At 73.5% G+C, this 20075-nt stretch carries 22 protein-coding genes; 8 read left to right on the plus strand and 14 right to left on the minus strand.

Annotated elements, in window-relative coordinates:
* The 3 genes from C0216_RS12075 to C0216_RS12085 are packed head-to-tail and all read left to right on the plus strand — an operon-like array spanning position 1 to position 2353.
* Positions 1-459, plus strand: a complete 459-nt coding sequence (locus C0216_RS12075) for an acyl-CoA thioesterase (RefSeq protein WP_114055272.1) — start codon at positions 1-3, stop codon at positions 457-459.
* Entirely contained in the window at positions 456-1001 is a 546-nt protein-coding gene (locus C0216_RS12080; protein ID WP_114055273.1) for a flavin reductase family protein, read from the plus strand. Before C0216_RS12075 ends, C0216_RS12080 begins: the two co-directional genes overlap by 4 nt.
* On the plus strand, positions 998-2353 hold the full coding sequence (locus tag C0216_RS12085) for a cytochrome P450 (protein ID WP_114055274.1): 1356 nt from the start codon (positions 998-1000) through the stop codon (positions 2351-2353). Before C0216_RS12080 ends, C0216_RS12085 begins: the two co-directional genes overlap by 4 nt.
* Before the next feature lie 107 nt (positions 2354-2460).
* Here C0216_RS12085 and C0216_RS12090 read toward each other — a convergent pair whose 3' ends face one another.
* Complete coding sequence (locus C0216_RS12090) at positions 2461-3228, minus strand: AraC family transcriptional regulator (RefSeq protein WP_114055275.1); 768 nt, start codon at positions 3226-3228, stop codon at positions 2461-2463.
* A 46-nt stretch (positions 3229-3274) separates the two neighbouring features.
* Positions 3275-4186, minus strand: coding sequence for a ParB/RepB/Spo0J family partition protein (locus tag C0216_RS12095; RefSeq protein WP_246042503.1), 912 nt, complete (start codon positions 4184-4186; stop codon positions 3275-3277).
* A gap of 360 nt (positions 4187-4546) precedes the next feature.
* On the opposite strand from C0216_RS12095, the gene C0216_RS12100 reads away from it, so the two are divergent.
* From C0216_RS12100 to C0216_RS12115, 4 genes are read left to right on the plus strand one after another with little or no spacing between them, the layout of a single operon-like run.
* Positions 4547-5071, plus strand: a complete 525-nt coding sequence (locus C0216_RS12100) for a DUF5987 family protein (RefSeq protein WP_246042504.1) — start codon at positions 4547-4549, stop codon at positions 5069-5071.
* Positions 5068-6717 carry an FAD-dependent oxidoreductase gene (locus C0216_RS12105; protein WP_114055277.1) on the plus strand — a complete coding sequence of 550 codons (1650 nt, stop codon included), beginning with the start codon at positions 5068-5070 and terminating at the stop codon, positions 6715-6717. Before C0216_RS12100 ends, C0216_RS12105 begins: the two co-directional genes overlap by 4 nt.
* Positions 6714-7817 (plus strand): carboxymuconolactone decarboxylase family protein, encoded by a 1104-nt coding sequence (locus C0216_RS12110; RefSeq protein ID WP_246042505.1) that lies wholly within the window; start codon positions 6714-6716, stop codon positions 7815-7817. Before C0216_RS12105 ends, C0216_RS12110 begins: the two co-directional genes overlap by 4 nt.
* Positions 7818-7875: 58 nt before the next feature.
* Complete coding sequence (locus tag C0216_RS12115; RefSeq protein WP_114055278.1) at positions 7876-8679, plus strand: TIGR03084 family metal-binding protein; 804 nt, start codon at positions 7876-7878, stop codon at positions 8677-8679.
* Positions 8680-8793: 114 nt separating this feature from the next.
* Here C0216_RS12115 and C0216_RS12120 read toward each other — a convergent pair whose 3' ends face one another.
* Together C0216_RS12120 and C0216_RS12125 are read right to left on the minus strand one after the other, a co-directional pair.
* Positions 8794-9207: an SgcJ/EcaC family oxidoreductase gene (locus C0216_RS12120; RefSeq protein ID WP_114055279.1), complete on the minus strand. Its 414-nt coding sequence runs from the start codon at positions 9205-9207 to the stop codon at positions 8794-8796.
* Between the two features lie 12 nt (positions 9208-9219).
* Positions 9220-10206 (minus strand): methyltransferase, encoded by a 987-nt coding sequence (locus C0216_RS12125; protein WP_342777103.1) that lies wholly within the window; start codon positions 10204-10206, stop codon positions 9220-9222.
* Between the two features lie 118 nt (positions 10207-10324).
* Here C0216_RS12125 and C0216_RS12130 point away from each other — a divergent pair, with 118 nt between their 5' ends.
* On the plus strand, positions 10325-10999 hold the full coding sequence (locus tag C0216_RS12130) for a 4'-phosphopantetheinyl transferase family protein (RefSeq protein WP_114055281.1): 675 nt from the start codon (positions 10325-10327) through the stop codon (positions 10997-10999).
* Between the two features lie 65 nt (positions 11000-11064).
* Here the strand turns inward: C0216_RS12130 and C0216_RS12135 are convergent, their stop codons facing one another.
* The 10 genes from C0216_RS12135 to C0216_RS12180 all read right to left on the minus strand — a co-directional run bounded on the left by C0216_RS12135 (position 11065) and on the right by C0216_RS12180 (position 19800).
* Positions 11065-11868 (minus strand): alpha/beta fold hydrolase, encoded by an 804-nt coding sequence (locus C0216_RS12135; protein WP_114055282.1) that lies wholly within the window; start codon positions 11866-11868, stop codon positions 11065-11067.
* 149 nt (positions 11869-12017) lie between these two features.
* On the minus strand, positions 12018-12611 hold the full coding sequence (locus C0216_RS12140) for a TetR/AcrR family transcriptional regulator (RefSeq protein ID WP_114055283.1): 594 nt from the start codon (positions 12609-12611) through the stop codon (positions 12018-12020).
* Positions 12608-13699: a saccharopine dehydrogenase gene (locus C0216_RS12145; RefSeq protein ID WP_114055284.1), complete on the minus strand. Its 1092-nt coding sequence runs from the start codon at positions 13697-13699 to the stop codon at positions 12608-12610. The genes C0216_RS12140 and C0216_RS12145 overlap by 4 nt, the downstream gene beginning before the upstream one ends.
* 176 nt (positions 13700-13875) lie before the next feature.
* The gene (locus C0216_RS12150; protein WP_114055285.1) at positions 13876-14631 is read right to left on the minus strand and encodes a DJ-1/PfpI family protein; all 756 of its coding nucleotides are present in this window, start codon (positions 14629-14631) and stop codon (positions 13876-13878) included.
* A 41-nt stretch (positions 14632-14672) separates the two neighbouring features.
* The gene (locus tag C0216_RS12155; protein ID WP_114055286.1) at positions 14673-15281 is read right to left on the minus strand and encodes a DJ-1/PfpI family protein; all 609 of its coding nucleotides are present in this window, start codon (positions 15279-15281) and stop codon (positions 14673-14675) included.
* Between the two features lie 85 nt (positions 15282-15366).
* Positions 15367-15993 carry a DJ-1/PfpI family protein gene (locus C0216_RS12160; RefSeq protein WP_114055287.1) on the minus strand — a complete coding sequence of 209 codons (627 nt, stop codon included), beginning with the start codon at positions 15991-15993 and terminating at the stop codon, positions 15367-15369.
* Between the two features lie 175 nt (positions 15994-16168).
* The gene (locus C0216_RS12165) at positions 16169-17116 is read right to left on the minus strand and encodes a GlxA family transcriptional regulator (protein ID WP_114055288.1); all 948 of its coding nucleotides are present in this window, start codon (positions 17114-17116) and stop codon (positions 16169-16171) included.
* Positions 17117-17126: 10 nt separating this feature from the next.
* Complete coding sequence (locus tag C0216_RS12170) at positions 17127-17603, minus strand: Fur family transcriptional regulator (RefSeq protein WP_114055289.1); 477 nt, start codon at positions 17601-17603, stop codon at positions 17127-17129.
* A gap of 80 nt (positions 17604-17683) precedes the next feature.
* Entirely contained in the window at positions 17684-18982 is a 1299-nt protein-coding gene (locus tag C0216_RS12175; RefSeq protein WP_216827075.1) for an MFS transporter, read from the minus strand.
* Entirely contained in the window at positions 18979-19800 is an 822-nt protein-coding gene (locus C0216_RS12180; protein ID WP_114055290.1) for a Rossmann-like domain-containing protein, read from the minus strand. The genes C0216_RS12175 and C0216_RS12180 overlap by 4 nt, the downstream gene beginning before the upstream one ends.
* Positions 19801-20075 lie beyond the last annotated feature (275 nt).

A 20075-nucleotide genomic window follows, 5' to 3' on the forward strand; every position in this document is an offset into this window, starting at 1 on the left:
ATGGCGGACTACTTCGAATACCGGCACACGGTGGGTTTCGAGGAGACCAACCTCGTCGGCAACGTCTACTACGTCAACTACCTCAGCTGGCAGGGCCGCTGCCGGGAGATGTTCCTCAAGCTGCGGGCCCCCGCGGTGCTCGCCGAGATCCAGGACGACCTCAAGCTGTTCACCCTGAAGGTCGACTGCGAGTTCTTCGCCGAGATCACCGCGTTCGACGAACTGTCCATCCGCATGCGGCTGGCCGATCTCGCCCAGACCCAGCTGGAGTTCACCTTCGACTACGTCAAACTGGAGGCGGACGGCACCGAGACCCTCGTCGCCCGCGGCCGGCAGCGCGTCGCCTGCATGCGCGGGCCGAACACCGCGACGGTGCCGTCCCTCGTTCCCGAGGCGCTGCTCACGGCCCTTGAACCGTACGCGCACGCCGCAGCGCCCCGGCTGGAGCAGACCGCATGAGGCCCGGCTCCGGGTCCGGGGCCGGACCGACCGACGTGACCGACCCCGGCCAACTGCGCCAGATCTTCGGCAGCTTCGCCACCGGCATCACCGTGGTCACGGTCGGCGGGGACGCCCCGCACGGCATGACCGCGAACTCCTTCGCCTCCGTCTCGCTGGACCCGCCCCTGGTGCTGGTGTGCGTCGCCGACGACGCCCTCATGCACAAGGTCCTGGAAGCCGCGGACCACTTCGGCATCTCCATCCTCGCGGCCGGCCAGGACCAGGTGGCCCGGCACTTCTCGGACGGCTCCCGTCCGCAGGGGCTGCGGCAGTTCGACGCGGTGCGCTGGCGGCCCGGTCCGGCCACCGGCGCGCCGCTCATCGACGACGCCCTGGCCCACCTGGAGTGCGCCATGTGGCGCCGCTACGACGGCGGAGACCACACGATCTTCCTCGGCGAGGTGGTACGGATGAGACGCCGCCCGGACCAGGACGCCCTGCTGTTCGCCGGCGGGCGCTACGCCCGCCTGGCGCCGCACCGGAGGGAGGCCGTCGCGTGAACCCGGCATCCCGGAGCCGGGCCGGGCGCACCCCGCCCGGCCCCCGGCGCACCGAACTCCCCTCCCTCTTCCGCAAGCTGGTCACCGACCGGCTGGAGCTGCTGAGCCAGGCCGCCGGCCTCGGAGACGCCGTCCGCGTCGCCATGGGGCCGCGGACGCTCTACATCTTCAACCACCCCGACCACGCCAAACACGTGCTGGCCGACAACAGCGCCAACTACCACAAGGGCATCGGTCTCACCGAGGCCAAACGTGCCCTCGGCGACGGCCTGCTCACCAGCGAGGGCGCGCTGTGGCGCGAGCAGCGCCGCACCGCCCAGCCGTCCTTCCAGGTCAAGCACCTCGCCGCGCAGGCGGGGGTGATCGCGGAGGAGGCGGCCAAGCTGACCGCCCGGCTGCGAGCCCGGCAGGGCGAAGGCGTGGTCGACCTCACCGAGGAGTTCACCACCCTCACCCTCGGCGTGCTGGGCCGCACGCTGCTGGACGCGGACCTGTCCGCGTACGGATCGGTCGGCCACGCCTTCGAGGCGGTGCAGGACCAGGCCATGTTCGAGATGGTCACCCAGGGCATGGTGCCGCTGTGGGCGCCGCTGCCCAAGCAGCGGAGGTTCCGGCGGGCCCGTACGGAACTCCAGGACGCCGTGGAGCGGCTCGTCCGCGACCGCGGCGCCGCCGCCGAGGGTCTGCTGGCCCGGCTGATCGAATCCGCCGGGCGGCAACCCGACCCCGGCCTCGCCCGGCAGCGGCTGCGCGACGACCTGGTGACCCTCCTGCTCACCGGACACGAGACCACCGCCAGCTCACTGAGCTGGACCTTCCACCTGCTGGACCGGAACCCGGAGGCCGCCGCGCTGGTACGCGCCGAGGCGGAGCGGGTGCTGGGCGACCGCGACCCGGTGTACGAGGACCTCACCCGGCTGCGGTACACCGCGATGGTGGTCCACGAGGCCATGCGGCTCTACCCACCGGTGTGGATCCTCACCCGCCGGGCGGTGAACGCCGACGAGGTCGGCGGATACCACGTGCCGGCCGGCGCCGACGTCCTCGTCTGCCCCTACACGCTGCACCGCCACCCCCGGTTCTGGGACGACCCGGAGCGCTTCGACCCGGAGCGCTTCGACCCCGGACGCCCGGCGGACCGGCCCCGGTACGCCTACATCCCGTTCGGTGCCGGGCCGCGGTTCTGCATCGGCAACAACCTCGGGCTGATGGAAGCCGTGTTCGTGACCGCCATGGTCACCCGTGAGCTGACGCTCAGCACACCGCCGGGGCACCGGGTGGTTCCCGAGGCGATGCTTTCGCTGCGGGTCAAAGGCGGGCTGCCGGTCCGGGTGCGGGCCGCCGCAGGGTGATCGCGCAGGCAGGAGCGCGGACGCGGCCGGGAACGCGGCTGCCGAGGTGAGCACAACGCCCGAGGGGCGCGGACCGCCGGTCCGCGCCCCTCGGGCAGTTCCCGGCGTCAGCCGGCCACTCGCGTCAGCGCGTGCATTCTCATGTCCAGCAGCGCCAGCAGTACGGGCGGATCGAGCGCGCGCATCGCGCGCAGCCGCACATCCGCCGGCTTGAGCAGCGTGTTCGAGCCCACCGTCACCGGCCCGTACGTGCCGATGGAGGGAGCGCCGTCCGAGCGGATGCCGTCCAGCTCCTCCATCCCGTACGGGACCGACTGCATGAGGACGTACCAGGTGCCCTCGGGGACGTCCTCCAGGACGTAGGGCCCCGGCCGGTCGAGGACCGCGCAGCGCACCGGCTGGCCCTGCGGGATGCACTCGGGGAACAGGCCGATGAAGACGTGGCCCGCCTGGCCGTCCTCCGGGGGCAGCACGGTGCCGCGCAGCGACACCGGGCGGGTCCGGTCGCCGGGGGGAGGCCCGGCGGGCTGGATCTCGTCGGTGAAGCCGCCCAGCCGGCGATATGCGGACGGAGCCATTCCCACGGAATTCTTGAACCGTGAACTGAAGGTGCCGACACTCTGGTAGCCGACCAGATTGCTGATGTCGGCGATGTTGAGTTCGGTGGTCACCAGCAGGTGCTTCGCCCGCTCCAGCCGCAGTGCCGAAAGGAAGCGCCCGGGAGTGATCCCGGTGGCGTTCTTGAATATCCGGGTGAAGTGGAACTTGCTGAAGAGCGCGGTCTTGGCCATCTCGTCGATGGTGAGTTCCTGCCCGAGGTTATCCTGCATGCTGCTGATGACCCGGGTGACGGCGCGTTCGATGGTGGTTTCCATATCCCCTCCGTGTTCGGTCCTGTGGTGGTACACGGCCCCCTGTGTGTCAACGCCCCTTCGGTCGCTCGACCTCCCTGGCGATCTGCTGCCAGACCTCCGCGCATTTCCTGGCGAGCGCGGCGACGCTGTCCGTGCAGTGCGCGGGAAGTGCGTCGAGCCGGTGGTGCCAGTCGTCGGTCAGGACAGGCTGGGTGTGCAGCCACCGCAGCAGCTGCCGGCCGGCCTCCGTGCTGCGCAGCGACGGGTCCCGGCTCAGGCTGCGCAGCACCTCCGGGAAGGCCCGGCAGGACAGCGCCGGCGCCGATTCGGGTGCGGACGGCGTGAGTGACGCGCGTAACTCCTGCGCCGCGGGCGAGCCGGCCGGTACGGGTGTCTCGCCGCGCCGGATCCGGCCGCGGATGGTGTGCGCGGTCCCCACCGAGACGCCCGCGTCCCGGGCGATCTCCCGCAGTGGCGCGTCCGGCCGCTCGGCGATGAGCTGCACGGCGAGCAGCCGGCCCCGGGTGCCGTCCAGCGGGTAGCTGCGGCCGTCGGCGCCGATCCGGGTGTTCAGGTGCGCGGATTCCGCGCCTGAAAGCCTGCGCAGGGCGGCCACGGTCTTGCCGGACAGCCCGACGCACGCCGCCACCGCCCGGTCGGAGATCTGCGGGTCGGCGGTCAGGATGCGCCGGGCCGCCGCCTTGCGGTCGGAGAGGGACAGGGGCAGGCCGTGCGCGATGTTCTCCTGCACGGCCCGCCGGAAGGCCTCGTCCGGGCTGCCGTCGAAGTACAGGGCCTCGATGTCGTGACGGCCGCGCAGGACGGCCGCGTGCAGGCGGTGCATGCCGTCGATGACGCGCATGGTGGCGCGGTGCACCAGGATCGGCGGGAGGGCGTCGGACGTCTCCGTCAGCCGGCGGACGTGTTCGGCGTCGATTCCGGCCAGCCGCGGGGAGTCGGCGGGCCGCAGCCGTGTCACGGAGACCCGGTGTACCTGCGGCAGCGGGACGGCGTGGAGAAGGTGCGCAGCACGCGGCGGATCAGCGGTTGTCACGTGGGAACCCCCGATGGCATGTGCGATGGAACGTCGGTATGGCAGGACCGAAACGCAAGCAGTTGTGCCGTGTTCGTGGTTGTTCTGTGACGTTGCCAGGAGCGTAATCGTCCGACGGTCTTTGGCCAAGACTTGGCGGGGATTTTCTGACGGGGGGTTCGCAACCTGTGAGTTGCTTGAAAGGACTAACTGCTCATAAATTGCTGAAGCCTAAAACAGAATGAGCTGGCGGGAGGAGCTGCCGTGGAGCCGGAAAGCGCTCTCAGGTCACCCCGGACGCCGACATTGGAGGCTTATGCAGACACGATTGTTCCCGGTGAAAAGCGCTGGCCCGGCGATGCGGCGATCGCCGGCGCGGCCGACGGCGGCGGAGCCGTCGCGGCCGGTGCGATCCAACTGCTGGAGTGGGACGCCACCGGTCTGACCGAGGGCCTGGACGACCTCGCCGATCTGCTCAACCGGCACGCGCGCACGTACGCGGACGGACGCGGACTCGCTCTGGACACGGCACTCCCGCCGTTCGTGGCCCTGGACTTCGGGCACAGGACAGCCTTGGTGGCGGAGCTGACAGCGCCGGGCCACCCCGAGAAGGAATTCTGGGTGCTTCTGGCCCTCTTCAGCAACATGGCTTACGACTCCGCTGCGCATATGCACACCGCAGACGCCATCGCCCAGGGCCACCCCGGCCTGGCCGCGATGGGGGTCGTACCGCCCGGCCCGGACCGCCTCTGGCGCTTTGACCAGCACTCCTACGGCCGTCGGCTGGCCCGCGTCCACCCCGACACCACCCCCTCAGGGAGCCCGGCATGAACAGTGCGGAGCAGACCGACGTCCTCGTGGTCGGCAGCGGCTTCGGCGGCGCGATCGCCGCCTACCACCTTGCCGCCGGAGGGGCTTCGGTGACCGTGCTCGAACGCGGCCCCTGGCTCACCGCCGAGGACGCCGAGCACGACTACAAGCTCGGCTCCTCCTACACGCGCGGCTTCGACTTCACCGTCGGGGACGGCATGAGCATCCTCGGCGGCAACTGCGTGGGCGGCGGCAGCGTCGTCTACTTCGCCTCCATGCCCCGAGCCCCCCGGTTCGTCTTCGAACGCCGCGGCAGCATCGGCCGCCGGATGTGGCCGGCCGCAGTCAGCCGTGACACCCTGGAGCCCTGGTACGACCGGGTCGCCGAGGCCCTGCCCGTCACTCCGCAGGACTGGCACGACGTCACCTACGCGGGCGGTCTGTGGGCCGCAGCCTGCGACCACGCGGGCCGGACCGCCAACCCGCTGCCCGTCGCCATCGACACCGCCGCCTGCGTCAACTGCAACTGGATGATGGCCGGCTGCCGCTTCGACGCCAAGCGGTCCCTGCTCCTGAACTACCTGCCCGCCGCCGTCGCCCACGGCGCCGTGATCCGCCCGCTGCACGAGGTGCAGGCCATCTCCCGTACGGACGGCGGCGGTTACCGCATCCGCTACCACGTCATCGACGACGAGGACTACCGGATCACCACCGGATCCGGTGCGATCGACGCCAAGATCGTCGTACTCGCCGCCGGGGCCGGCGCCACCCCCGTCATCCTCCAGCGCAGCGAGGCCGGCCTCGGCCCCATGCCGCACGCCGTCGGCCGGTACTTCTCCGGCAACGGCGAACGGCTCAACACCGCGGTCGTGAACGAGGACCGGGTCGCCGAAGTCCTCGGCCTGTCCCGCGGCGAGGGCGCACCCGCCTACGGCGCCAACCCGATCGGCCGCGGCCCCACCGTTGCCAGCTGGGACCGCCTCGACGGCTCGCTGCCCGAGTACTCCCGCTACTCCCTGGAACAGCTCTACTTCCCGCCCGGCCTCGGCACCATCCTCGCCCAGGCCCCGGACGCCGGCGACGGACCCACCTGGTTCGGCCGGGACAAGAAGCGGATGCTCTCCCGCTGGAACTCCTGGCTGACCATCTTCACCATGAGCGAGGACGACAACGAGGGCGTGTTCGGCCCGCCGCCCGCCACCGGAAACGCCATGCGCATCTCCCAGCAGATGCTGGGCCGCGGCAACCTGAGATACGAGCCCACCGCCAACACCCGGCACGGCTGGGCCGCCTCGGACGCCGAGGTCAAGGACATCCTCGAACGCGACGGCATCGCCCGGGTCCGGCCCTGGACCAACGACGTCGTCGGCGCCTACACGGTGCACCCCCTCGCCTCCTGCCGGATGGGCGACGACCCCGCGACGTCCGCCCTCGACGACCGCAACGAACTCCGCGGCCACCCGGGCATCTTCGTCACCGACGGCTCCGCCGTCCCCGGCGCCCTCACCGTCAACCCCGCCATGACCATCGCTGCGGTCGCCGAGCGCGCCGTCCCCGGCATCGTCCGGGCCGCCCGGGAGCGCGGCGTGGCCGTCCGCTACGGGGCACCGGCCCCGGACGGCTCCACCAGCGGACGACGGGGCGTGCTGCCCCTGATCCGGACGTGAACCACCGCACCGGGCTCGACCTGCTCCCCGTGCGACGGCTCGTCCGCACCGCGCTGCGCGGGGCCCTGGCCCGGACCCGGTACGTCGCCGTGGTCCGGCCGGAGCACGCCGAAGGCACCGTGGCCGCCGTCTACACGCAGGCGGAACGCGACTTCGGCGTGCTCGCCCCGCCCATCGCCCTGCACGCGGCGGCCCCCGACATCCTGGCCGCGGCCTGGGCGCTGCTGCGCGAGACGCTGCTCGTGCCCGGCCGGGTGGACCGGGCGGCCAGGGAGGCGGTGGCCGCCGCCGTGTCCGAGGCCAACGCCTGCCGGTACTGCGTGGAGGTGCACGGGGCGATGGTGCGCACCATGACGGGCCGTCAGGGGCCGCCCGGGGGCCCAGGCGCCGCAGGCCAGGACGGACGGATCGGGCGCTGGGTGCGGGGGAGCGGCGGCGGCCCCCCGGCCGGCCCGCCCGGAACCCCGGAGGAACTCCCGGAGTACGCCGGGGTCGCGGTCGCCTTCCACTACCTCAACCGGATGGTGAGCGTCTTCCTCGACGACTCGCCCCTGCCTGCGGCGACCCCGGCGGCCGCCCGCGGCACCGTCATGCGCATGGTCACCGAGGCGATGCGGCCCCGCGACCCGGCCGGCCCGCTGCCCGGCGCCGCCCTGGAGCTGCTGCCGGCGGCGCCGCTGCCCGCCGATCTGGCCTGGGCGGCAGGAAGCCCGTCCGTCGCCGGTGCGTTCGCCCGCGCGGCGGCGGCCGTCGAGGCCGGCGGAGCCCGGGCGCTGCCGCCGGACGCCCGAGAGCTGGTGCGCGCCCGGCTGGCCGCGGCGGACGGCACGGCCCTGGGCCCGAGCCGGGCCTGGGCCCTGGCCGCGGTACGCGACCTGCCCGCGGCGGACCGCCCGGCCGCCCGGCTGGCCCTGCTCACGGGGCTGGCCGCCTACCAGGTCGTACCGGACGACATCACCGAGTTCCGGGCGGCGGCGGACCCGGCCGACGACCGGGCGCTGATCGAACTCACCGCCTGGGCCGCCCTCACCGCGGCCCGCCTCGCCGGCCGGCGCCTGACCCGCTCCGCAACAGGCGAGAAGACACCGCGCTCCCCGTGACCCAGGCTGGACCAGGCCGAGCGGGCCGCCCCCACCCACAGCAGAGAGCGAGAGACGCATGTCCGATCTGCAGAACGTGCTCAAGGACCTGACCACCGCGGCCGACGACACCGAGCGGATGGTGGCCGACCTCACCGAGGAGCAGTGGGCGCTGCCGACCCCGGCGAGCGGCTGGACGGTCGCCGACCAGGTCGCCCACATGTCCTTCATCTTCCGCCTCGCCGGCACGGCGGCCTCGGACCCGGCTGCCTTCGCCGCCATGACCGAGCAGGCCAAGGGCGACTTCGACGGCGCCGTGAACGCCGCCCTGCACGCCTACCCGCGCCACGACCCCGCCGCGCTGCTGGCACGCTGGCGGGCGGAGCGCACCGCCTGCATCGACGCGCTCGCTGTCGTCCCGCCCGGCCAGGTCGTGCCCTGGCTGGTCAACCCGCTGCCGCCGGTCGTGCTCGCCTGCGCCGGGATCATGGAGACCTTCGCGCACGGACAGGACATCGCCGACGCCCTCCGCATCCGCCGGGAGCCCGCCGAGTGGCTGCGCCACCTCGTCGGATTCGCCGTGCTCACCCGGGACTTCGGCTACCAGGCGCGCGGCCTGACGCCGCCCGCCGAGCCGTTCCGGTTCGAGATCACCGGGCCGTCGGGTGAGCTGTGGGAGCACGGTCCGGCCGACGCCGCCGAGCGGGTCTCCGGTCCGGCCCACGACTTCTGCCTGCTGGTCACCCGCCGCCGGCACCGCGCCGACCTGGCGGTGACCGCCGCCGGCCCGGCCGCCGAGCACTGGCTGGACATCGCCCAGGCGTACCGCGGCCCGGCGGGCGAGGGCAGGAAGCCCGGCCAGTTCGCCGACCTCCCCGCCTGAGCTGCCGGACAGCGTCGAGGGGCCGAGCCCAACGGGCTCGGCCCCTCGACGTTCCGCGGACAGGGGCGCCCCCGCGGGGGATCGAGTGGGCGCCCCTGCCGGTCGTGGGCCCGGTCAGGACGGCAGGTTGACCGGGCTGTTCTGGTAGGCCGCGATGAACCACTGGCCGTCCTGCCTGGCCAGTACCCAGGTCGCCCGGATCTCGCGTTCGGGGGCGACGGTCGTCTCGCCGGGCGCGAGCACCCCGCCCTGAGTGATCAGCACCGCCGTGTCGGCACCCATGAAGCGGAGGTCCTTCGGCGCCCCCACAACCCTGGTGCCCTTGAACGGCCCCGCGTACCCGAAGTCCATGAACCCCTTGACCTCGGCGCGGCCCTTCTTGTAGACGTCCCCGGGGAGGATCATCGTGGCGTCCTCGGTGAACAGGGCGGCGACGGCCGCCGCGTCCTGCGCGGCCCAGGCCGCCATCATGCGCTCGGGGACCTCCGCGATGGCCGCCCGGTCCTTGTCCCTGTTCATGTCCGTCATGCTGTCCTCCACTCAGTCAGACGCTGCCAGTTCGATGATCGAGAGGTGTCCGGCCGGGTGTACGCCGCGTACCGCGAGGCCGGCCCGCTCGCCCAGTACGCGGATCTCGGCCAGGCCGCGCTCCTTGCCGCCGTTGTAGGCGAGCATGCGCAGATCCATTGCGGTGTTCGGCGACTCGCCGTCCCGGCCGATCGCCTCGATGACAAGTACGGCGCCCTTGGCGCCGGCAGCCTCGGCGCACCGGCACAGCAGGGCCGTGGCCGGGTCGTCGCTCCAGTCGTGGAGGACCGCGGACAGTACGTACCCGCCCGCTCCGGCGGGCAGCCGCTCGAAGAAGCTGCCCGGTGCCACGTCTGCCCGGCCGGACAGGCCGCGGTCCGCGAACAGCCGCCGCGCGGCAGCCGCGGGCCCGGGCAGGTCGACGACCGTGCCCCGCAGTTCCGGATGCGCGGCCAGCAGGTGCGCGAGGAGGCCGCCGCTGCCGCCCCCGACGTCCACCACGTGCCCCAGCGCGGCCCAGTCGTACGCCTGCGGGAGCCGCGCGTGCTCCACGGCGACGTGATGGCTCATCAGGGCATCGAAGGAAGCGGACCGTTCCGGGTCGGAGGCCAGGTCTTCCCACAATGCGGCGCCGTGCCGCACCGGATAGGCCGGCTCGCCCGTGCGCACCGAGTGCAGCAGCTCCACGAAGCTCAGGTCCCCCCGGCCGACCGCGCCGGTCAGGTCGAGCCACCGCCGCTTCCCGGCCGGATGGTCGTCGCGCAGCTGCTCCCCGAGCGCGGTCAGGCCGTACCGGCCGGAGCCGGTGTCCCGGGTGAACAGCCCGACGCCCACCAGGTGCCGCAACAGGCGGTCCAGGGCGTCCGGGTGGGCCCCGGCGGCCGCCGCCAGCTCCGCAGCGGTGCGCCGCCCGGCCACGAGGTGGTCCGCCACTCCGAGCGTGGCCGCCACCCGCACGGCCATGGGCGTGGCCAGATCTGCCAGCGTCGTCAGTCCCACGCGCCCTCCCTTCGGCTTTCGTGAGCATAGGGTGAAAGCCGACGGTGGATTTATTCCGGAATGCTGAGGCCGACCGGGACCGCCCTGGCCGTCCCGGCGCGGCGGCATTCTCTGTCCCATGGACGAACCCCGCGTGCTCGACCTCCGCCACCCGCCCCGGACGCCACCGCTGCCCTCGTGCTGGCTGGTGACACCCGACGCCCAGTCGATCGGCGAACTCCTCGCGCCGCGCACCCTGGACGCGGCCGAACAGCGGACGGCCGCCGCCTTCCACAGCGAACAGGAGGGGCTGGGCTACATGACCGCACACGTCGCGCTGCGCACCCTGCTCGGTGCCGCGCTGGGCCGGGCGCCCGAGGCGATCAGGCTGGTGCGCCGGCCCTGCCCGGACTGCGGGGGCCCGCACGGCCGCCCCGCCGTCGGCGGCAGCGCGCTGCACTTCTCCCTGGCCCGTACCGGCGGCCTGGCGCTGATCGCCCTCGCCGCCCGCCCGGTCGGCGTCGACATCGAGCGGGTCCCCGACCCCGACACCGCCGAGCGCCTCGCCTCCGAGCTGCACCCCCGGGAGCGGCACGAGCTGGCCGCCCTTCCGGCCGGCTCCCGCCCCGGCGCCGTGGCCCGGATCTGGGTACGCAAGGAGGCGCACTCCAAGGGCCTGGGGATCGGGCTGGCCCGCCCGCTGGACCTGGACTACGTGGGCGCCGGCCCCCCGCCGCGCCTCGCGGAATGGCAGCTCCACGACCTCGCGGCACCCGCCGGCCACCGCGCAGCCCTGGCCTCGGCCACGCCGTGACGCCGTCCCCGCCCGGACCCGCCGCGTCGGCGACCGGGCGGGCCGGCAGTACGCGGCGCCGGGGCTCAGGGGTGCTGGTGGAGGAACTGCGCGACGGCCTCGTTCACGCGCTCTGGTTCCTGCTCTGCCGGGTAGTGACCGGACTGTTCGCAGACGAGCGGGGTGACGTCGGCCGCGAGGCCGGCCAGCCCTGCTGCGACAGCCGTCCCCATCGCGTGGCGGCCTCCGATCGCCAGGACGGGTGTGGAGACCGGCCGCCGGGCGAGTGCCCCGATGTCGTCGACGTCTTCCGCCCGGGTGCGGTAGTAGGCGAGCCCGGCGTCCAGGACGCCCGGAGCGCTGTACGCCTCGACGTAGGCGTGCAGGACGTCCGGGTCGAGGCCGGCCGGTCCGGCGCTCTGTTGCAGGAAGGCTCCGTAGTACGCCCCTTCCCGCCCGGGTACGAGCTGCTCGGCGAGGCCGGGTGCCCGGTTGAAGGGGCCGTGCCACGCCGGATAGTGGCTTCGGCCGGCCGGGGGGATCTCGACGTCGACCCCGGGAAGGATCTCCTCCTCGACGACGAGCGCACTGACCGACTCGGGAGCTGCGGCGGCCATGAGGTATCCGACCGTCGCACCCCAGTCGTGACCGACGACTGCGTAGCGGGTGACGCCCTCCCGCGCCAGCCGCGTCCTGACCCGTTCCGCAAGTGCCGCCTTGCGGTAGTCGTTCACGTCGGGGGCGGGGGCGGCGCCGAGTCCGGGAAGCGTGACGGGGATCGTGGTGACACCGGCTGCCTCGAGGGCCGGCACCAGGTGTCGCCAGTGACCGGTCGTCACCGGCCAGCCGTGCAGGAGTACCGCCGTCGGGGTTCGGTCGTGGTGCGTCATGATGCCCTTCGGTATGGGTGATGGCTGTGGCGAGAACGCGGTCCCGGCTCCGAGCCCGGTGGTCACCGCCGTCCGGACGGAGACGGCACGGGTGGTTGCGGGCGGAGCGGGGCCGCGGAGGGTGCAGAGTCCGCGGGCTCGGCATGGCCTCAGTCCCGGTCTCCGTCTGTGAGGAAGGCGAGCAGGACGTGACGCAGATGGGCGTCCGTCCCTGCGCTGCGCCGCCCGGCGACGCCGGAGCGGAACAAGGAGGCTCCTTCCATGAGCATCACGAAGACCTCGGCCCGCCGGCGGGCGGCGTCCGCGGACAGCATGGGGGCGTGGTCGCGGAGGAAGCCGGCCACATGGGTGGCGTACTGATCGTAGAAGGCCCGGACGGCCGCGGCGGCCTCCGGGTCGTGTGCGGCCATGGCCCAGACCTCGGTGAACAGCCTTACGAGAGCCGGGTCGTCGTGGTCGGAGAGGACGCCGTCGAGGAGCGCGTCGACGCTGTTGCCGTCCGGGCGGCCGGTGAGGAGTGCGACCCGTTCCAGTGAGGAGGTGAGGACGCGGTCGAGGAGAGCGGACAGGAGGGCGGAGCGCGACGCGAAGTAGTACTGGAGGTGCCCGAGTCGTACGCCGGCCTCGTCCGCGACCGCCCGCAGTGTGAGTTCGGAGCCTCCGGACGAGGCGAGGATGCGCTCGGCCGCGTCCAGCAGGGCCGTGCGTCGCTGCCTGCCCTTGGGTGTCGGCCGGGAGCTCACGCGGCGACCTCGCCGTGAGCCCGGCCGGCTCCCTCGCCGCAGGCGAGCTCGACGCCGAGGGCCGTGAGAGAACCGATCGCCTGCGCGGGGGAGGGGTGTTGTTCGGGGAAGACCGGTCCTCGGGGGGCGGGGAAGCCGTCGGTGCCGAGGACGCGGCGCAGGCCCAGCACGGCACCGACCGCGGTCAGGTGGTGCTGTCCGAGGGGGTCGGTGACGGTCGTGGTGCGGGTGCGCCCCCGGTGGGAGACGTCGACGCGCACCTGGGCCGTGCCGCCCTCGCCGGGCGCGTGGAGGACAGCCCGGCGCACCGGAGTCCATCGGTCACCGGATGCCCAGCGGAAGAACCCCGTCCTGCGCAGTGCGAGGAGTGCGCGGGTCGTGGCCGGGGAGCTGAAGCCGATGCGGGTGGCAGCCGTGGTGGCCCCGAGGGTCATGGGGAGGGTGAACTGTTCCGGGGTGTCGATGCGCGCGACGCGTACCGGCGCACCGCCGATGCCCACGGTCCGTGTGTCCGTGAGCGGCGTTGCCGGCCGGCGTACACCCCCCTCGACCACCTCGAAGTCCACGCCCAGCCGGTCCATGAACTCGACGGAATCCGCACCTGCCCGGTCGGCCGTGTCCCAGCGCACCGCGATCTCGATCCGTTCGGCGCCGCCCAGGTCCGCCGCGAGCGCCGCCGCCACCAGACTGCTCACCCCGCCCATCCATGCGGAGGAGAACAGGACGGGCGACTCCGGGCGGAGCAGCGCGGTGAGGGCGGCGGCCCGCTGCAGCCGGCTCGTCCAGCGCGTGATGTCGACGTAGGGGACGCCCCCCGCCACCGCCGCGCGCAGCACTCGGTCGTCAGGGTCGTTGACCGAGCTGATGACGGCCCGTACGGCCGCCCGGAAGGGGGCCGGGTCCGCCAGGTCCCAGGCGCGCGCCTCGCCCCCGAGGGCAGCCGCCAGGGACCGGCCCTTGTCGGGGGAACGCCCCGTGAGCAGGACCGGAGTGTCCACGGCGGCCATCCGGGCGATCTCGGCCCCCACGGTGCCGTACCCGCCGGTGATCAGTACGGGGCCTGAGGGGTCCAGGCGTACTTCGTCCATCGATTCAGTGATCATGTCCGTCATTATAGGTCGTGCGACCTAGAAAATTGCGCGGCGATGCCGGGTGGCCGCGGGGCAGTCCCGGATTCCCGCCGGGTTCCCTCTTACGACGCCTCCCGCCTGGCGGATCGTCCGCCGAGGGTGCGTGCCGGGCGTCGCGACGCCGTCGGGGCAACTCAGTACAGGCCCTGGGAGGTCCAGACGGTGCCGCGGGCCTCGTACTCCAGCATGGCTTCCAGGCCGAGCGCGGCGTCGACGCCCAGTTCGCGGCGGACCAGCCACAGGGCGAGGTCCAGGCCGGAGGTGACGCCGCCGGCGGTGACCAGGTCGCCGTCGTCGACGACCCGGGCCTTCTTCAGCACGCCGCCCTGCTCGGCGAGGTCGGGCTGCGCCCTGTGGTGGGTGGTGGAGGGGCGGCCGCGGGTGAGACCGGCGGCGGAGAGGAGCATCACGCCGGTGCACAGGCCGGCGATGGTCAGTCCCGGTCGGCGGGCGGCGGCCAGGGCCCGGGGCAGGGCGCCCCGGCGGATCTCGGCCCAGACGCCCGGGTCCTCGCGGCGGGCGTAGCCGCCGCCGGGCACGACCAGGAAGTCTGCCTCCTCAGGGGCCCAGCGGTGGTCGGCGCGGAGCCTGGTGCCGAAAGCGGCGGTGACGGTCCTGGGGCCGTCGAGGGCGACATAACGCACCTGGACGTCGCGTTCGGTGAAGTGGTCGGAGGCCGAGAGCACCTCGTAGGGTGCGGCGAGGTCGAGTTCCTCGACGCCTTCGAACAGGACGACCTGGGCGCGCAAGGGGGCGCGGTGGCCGGATCCGGACGACGCGGCGGTTCCGGTCGCGGTGGTCGCGGCCGTGGTCGTGGCGGTGGGGACGCCGGTCGCGAGGCCCGCGGCGGAGAGGGCGGTCGCGGTGCGCAGCAGGGTGCGTCGGTTCACGTGAAGCTCCTGGGCAGGTGGTCTGCGGTCGATCGAAGGGGTCAGCCGGCGAGCGGTTCGTCGGCGAGATAGGGCGGGGCGGGGTCGTACTGGATCTCCCGGCGCACCGCCCGGGCGTGCTCGCGGCCGTGCAGGCGCCCCGCGAGCCACAGCGTGCTGTCGATGCCGGCGGACACTCCCTGGCTGGTCAGCAGCCGGTCGTCCACGACGTACCGGGCGTCGGAGACGACGGTGACGTCGCCGCGGGCCCTCAGCGCCTCCTCGTACTGCCGGTGGGTGGCGACCCGGCGGCCGCGCGCCGGGCCTGCCGCATGCAGGAGGAAGGCGCCGGTGCAGACGCCGACGACCCATTCGGCCCGCGCGGCCTGGGCGCCGATCCATGTGGTGACGCGCGCATTGTGCGGTTCGGTCTCGCGGGCGCCGGATCCGCCGGGGACCAGCAGCACGTCGAGCGGGGGGTGGTCGTCCAGCGTGTGGTCCGGCAGGACGCGCATCCCCTTGGCGCAGTGGACGGGATCGGGGCGTTCGGCGAGGAGCAGGGCGCGGTCCGCCCCTTCCCGGAGGAGGGCGGAGGTGGTGAGGACCTCCCAGGGGCCGGCGAAGTCGAGTTCCTCGGCGGTGTCGAAGAGAAGGATGCCGTAGGTGGTCATGGAGAAGCCGTTCGTGTCGGGTGCGGTGCGTACCGGTGGAGGCAAGCGGGGGAGGGGGCGAGGGCGTGACCGGACGCGGCACCGGTCAGGCGGTGTTCACGATGCCCCGGCGCTGGTACTCGAGGACTTCCTCGGCGAACAGGGCCGTGTCGGCTCCGAAGAACCGCTCGATCAGCCAGATGCCCAGGTCGATGCCCGAGGTGACGCCTCCGCAGGTGACGAGGTCACCGTCGTCGACGACCCGGCCGCCGACCACACGGCCGCCCTGCGCCCGCAGATCGTCCAGGGCTGTGTGGTGCGTCGTGCAGCGGCGCCCGGCCGTCAGGCCCGCGGCGGACAGCAGCAGGGTGCCGGTGCACACCGCGCCCAGGACGAGGCCGTCCCGCCGGGCGGCCGCGAGTGCCCGGGGCAGGGCGCCGCGGCGGATCTCTCGCTGGATGCCGGAGCCCTCGCCGTACCCTCCGCCGGGCACGATGATCACGTCGGCGGATCGCGGCGACCAGGCGGCCCGGCAGACGATCTCCATCCCGGAAGACGTCGTCACCCGGCGGGTTCCGTCCGCGGTGACGAACGACTGTGCGAGGTGTTCCTCGCCGACGATGCCGAACACCTCGATGTGACCGGCGAAGTCCTGTTCCTCCACGCCGTCGTAGAGCACGGTGTGGACGCGCAGGGGGCGCGGGCGCCGGGGAGCTGCGGACGGGGAAGGCATGCAGGGGCCTCCGTGGCAGGGGAACGTGGTGGGCTCCCGGCTCGGACCGGGAAGCGAGAACACGTCCAGTCTTCCGACGGGCGCCGACCGGCGACACCGGCGCGCGTGCCCATGGTGCGCAAGATACGGCCAGGGCCGGGCCGGCGCCGGGCGCCGGGGCCCAGGTCCGGTGCCGTCAGTGGCGGAAGGCGGCCCGGTACGCGGACGGGGTCGTGCCGACCTGGCGGGTGAAATGGTGGCGGAGGGTCTCGACCGAGCCGAAGCCGGTCGCCTCCGCGACACGTGTCAGGGGCAGCCCCGTCGTCTCCAGGAGCTCCCTCGCACGCTGGACGCGCTGGGCGAGCAGCCAGCGCAGCGGCGTCGTACCGGTCTGGGCGCGGAAGTGGCGGGCGAGACTGCGCCTGCTCATCATGGCGTGCGCGGCGATGTCGGCCAGGGAGAGCGGTTCGCCGAGCTTGCCACGCATCCACTGAAGGGTCTCGCCGAGATCGGCGGAATCCGTCCCGGGCGCACGGTACTCGATGAACTGCGCCTGCCCGCCCGTGCGCTGGGGTGGCATCACCAGCATCCGGGCGGCCGCCGCCGCGGCCGCCGCGCCGTGGTCGCGGCGGACCATGTGGAGGCACAGGTCCAGGCCCGCGGCGATGCCGGCCGACGTGAGCACCGCACCCTCGTCCACGTACAGCACGGAAGGGTCGACGCTGGTCCCCGGGAACCGCTCGGCCAGGGCGTCGGCGAACCGCCAGTGTGTGGTCGCCCTGCGTCCTTCCAGGAGTCCGGCATGCGCGAGGGCGAAGGCCCCGGTGCAGATGGAGGCGACACGGGCTCCGCCGGCCGCCGCCTCCCGCAGCAGTCGCACCGCCCGGGGATCAGGCGTGCCGTCCGCGGGGATGCCGGGCACGACGACCGTGTCCGCGGCCGGCACCTCGTCCCAGCCGTACGAGGAGGACACCCGGAACGGTGCCGTGGGCCCGGCCGTTGCCACGGTGTCGCGGTCGACGCACACGCGGACGTCGTAGGAGGGTGATCCGTCGGGACCGGTGACGAGCGCGAACACCTGGCAGGGGATGGCGAGATCGAAGGCCGACACCCCGTCGAGCGCGAGAATCGCAACAATGTGCATGCGTCCGAGGCTATGTGTCCCCCGCACGCTTCGGCGTCGCCCCACGAGAGGGAGCAACTCCGCTGTGCCGCGCCCTTGCCGCTCGGCAGCCGGCGCAGACCCCGGTGAGCTCCAGGGTGTGTTCGACGTCCGCGAAGTCCGACGAACGCACGACGGCTGCGACCCATTCCTCGACGGCATCCGTGTCGAGCGGCTCGTGGCGGCGGCAGCGGCGGCACAGGAGGTAGTGGCAGTGCCCGGCGTCGGGGCGGCGGTACCGGTAGAGCCGCTCGCCGGCCTCGTCGCGGACGACGTCGGCGGCACCGGACTGCTCCAGGGCCTGGAGTGCGCGGTACACGGTGGTGAGGCCGACGCGGACCCCCGACTCGCTCATCGTCCCGTGGAGCTCCTGTGCCGAGACGAACACGGCGTGGCCGGCCAGCGCCTTCTCCACGGCTGCGCGCCGGCGCGTCGTGCGCCGGTTCGTCTCCGGTGGTGTGACGGTCATGGCCGACCCCCTGCTGGAGCTGTTCCGGTTCGGTGGAGCCCACCGCGTGCCGGGCCCTCGGCTCGCGGTGGGCTTCCCGCTCAGTCCCCGTCGGGTGCCGGGGAGCGGGCCGCGAGGCGGGCGAGGACGAGGGCCACGAGGGTCAGTCCGCCGAGGGCCGCCGCCGTTCCCGGGAAGCCGCCGAGGGCCAGGCCGACGCCACCCAGTCCGGCGCCGAGGAAGACGCCGAAGCTCATCCCGGCGGCGTTGACGCTCAGCGCCGTGCCGCGCAGGGAGCCGCAGCGCCGTACCAGCAGGGTGGTGACACAGGCCGCGACCGTCGCGTGGCCGGCGCCGACCAGAGCGGTGAGGGGCAGGGCCAGCCACAGGGTACGGGTGAAGAAGACCCCGACGAGTGCGGCCAGTGCCACGAGCAGCCCGAGCGTCATCAGGCGTTCCGCCGGGATCGTCGCTCTGCCGGAGCTGAGCAGTCGTCCGGCGAGCAGGTTGCCGAGGAAGAAGGCGGTACCGCTGAGCGTCCACACGATCGCGAAGGGCTCGGGTGCGAGTCCGAACCGCTCGTCGTAGAAGGCGGCGAGGTAGGCGAGGTAGCCCATGAACGCGGCCGTCCGCAGCAGGGCGACGAGGATGAGCGGCACCACGCCCGGCAGGGCGCCGAGAAGTCGGAAGGACTCCAGGTAGCCGGGCCGCTCCGTCTTCTCGGCGGCCTCCGTCCCGGTCTTCCGGCGGCCGCGCAGGAGGAAGTAGAGGGCGAGGGCGGCGCAGATCGCGGCGATGGCCCACAGGTCGCCCTGCCAGCCCCACACCAGGGCGGGCAGGGCCACGAGCGGCGCCGCGAGCAGCGCGGTCAGCGACTGGGTGGCGGTGATGAGGGTGGCGGCGCGGCCGGCGGCCGCGTCGTTGTCGAACCGGTCCGCCGCGGCGGCGGTCAGCGCCGGGTTGAGGACGGCCGTGCCGGCGCCGACCAACAGGCAGAACGCCGCCAGCAGCAGGAACTCGCCGCTCGCACCGAGCGCCGCCGAGACCGCGAGCACCGCGAGACCGCCCGCGGCAGCCCGTTCCCGGCGTACGCGGTCGATCAGCGGCGCGAGGGCGGTGCCCACCGCGAGGGCGGCCAGGCCGCCGAGCCCGCGCAGCTGCCCCAGCGCGGCGACGCCGCCGCCGGAGGCTTCGGCCATGGGGACGAGGAAGGTGCTGTAGACGGTGAAGGGCACCAGGCCGATGGCGGAGGCCAGCATGAAGGGCCACAGGACGCGGGTCATCGCCAGGTCACCGGGTACGGACGCGGTCTCCGTGTCCGTACCCGGGCCGCTCTCGTTCTCCGGTTGCGCTCCGTCGGTCGGCGCCGCCGCTTCCGGGGATTCGGTCTCGCTGTTCATGCCCGCTCCGTCCGGTACCGGTACAGCGTGGTGGTGTCGGCGCTGAACTGGGAGAAGGGGAACGGTTCGGCGGACAGCGCGGTCACACCGGTGCCCAGGAAGGCGCGCGCGACGGCGCTGCCGGTCTGGGCGTACACCACCAGCGGGAGGTCCTGCTTGCGGCAGTGCTCGGTGATCCGGTCGAAGCTGCCGTTGACGAGGGTCATGCCGGTGGCGACGACTGCGTCGGCCTCCGCCAGCACCTGGTCCATGTCGTCGGTGACGGGGTCGCCCCAGTTGGTGGTGCGCAGGTTGAAGTCGCAGGGCAGCGGGACGCCGCCCCGCTCACGTATCGCGGCGACCAGCGGGTTGACGACGCCGATCAGGGCGACCTTGGATCGCGGCGCGATGTCGAGGAGCCCGGCGACGGCCGCGTCCCTCGCCTCGGCCCGCACCTCCGGCGTGCCGGTCGGCAGAGTGACGGCCTCGGCGTCCTCCGCATCGCGGTGCGGGCGTACGCGTCCGAGGTAGGCGTCGAGGGCGGCGATGCGCACCGGTGCCGACTCGTGGCGTATCAGGGTGTCGAGGGTGTGTCCGGAGGCGTTGGCGCAGAAGTCCGGGGCGATGTCGCCGGCCTCGAAGGAGCAGGCGCCGTAGGAGTCCCCGGAACGAAGGAGCACGTACTGGTTGCGGTAGGTGACCTGGCTGCCGGCCAGGCGGGTGGTGTGGTGGACCCAGAAGGCGCTGGTGACGGCCAGCCGGCCGGGGAGCGGCCCGAAGGCCCCGTCCAGGACGGCCTGCTGGAGTTCCGGTACGGACCGCGGGGGTGCGGGAGACATGGCTGTTTCCTTCTCGGATGGGTACGGCGGGGAGGGGGCGGCACCCGCGATGCGGGCGCCCGGGGGCAATGGGGGGCATCAGCACCGAGCCGGCCGGGGCCTCGACGGACACCGCACCACGGACACCGGTGCGCGCGGCGCCGGCCAGGAGACCGGTGGGCTCGGTCCGGTCCCGCGGGGCCGGACCGGCGCGATGGCTGCCCGGCACGGTCTGGGGCGCGTGCGCGAGTGGTGAGAGTGAGGCGGGGGGCTGTAGCCCCCTCGCCGTGGACGCT

This window comes from Streptomyces globosus (assembly GCF_003325375.1).
Lineage (GTDB): Bacteria > Actinomycetota > Actinomycetes > Streptomycetales > Streptomycetaceae > Streptomyces > Streptomyces globosus_A.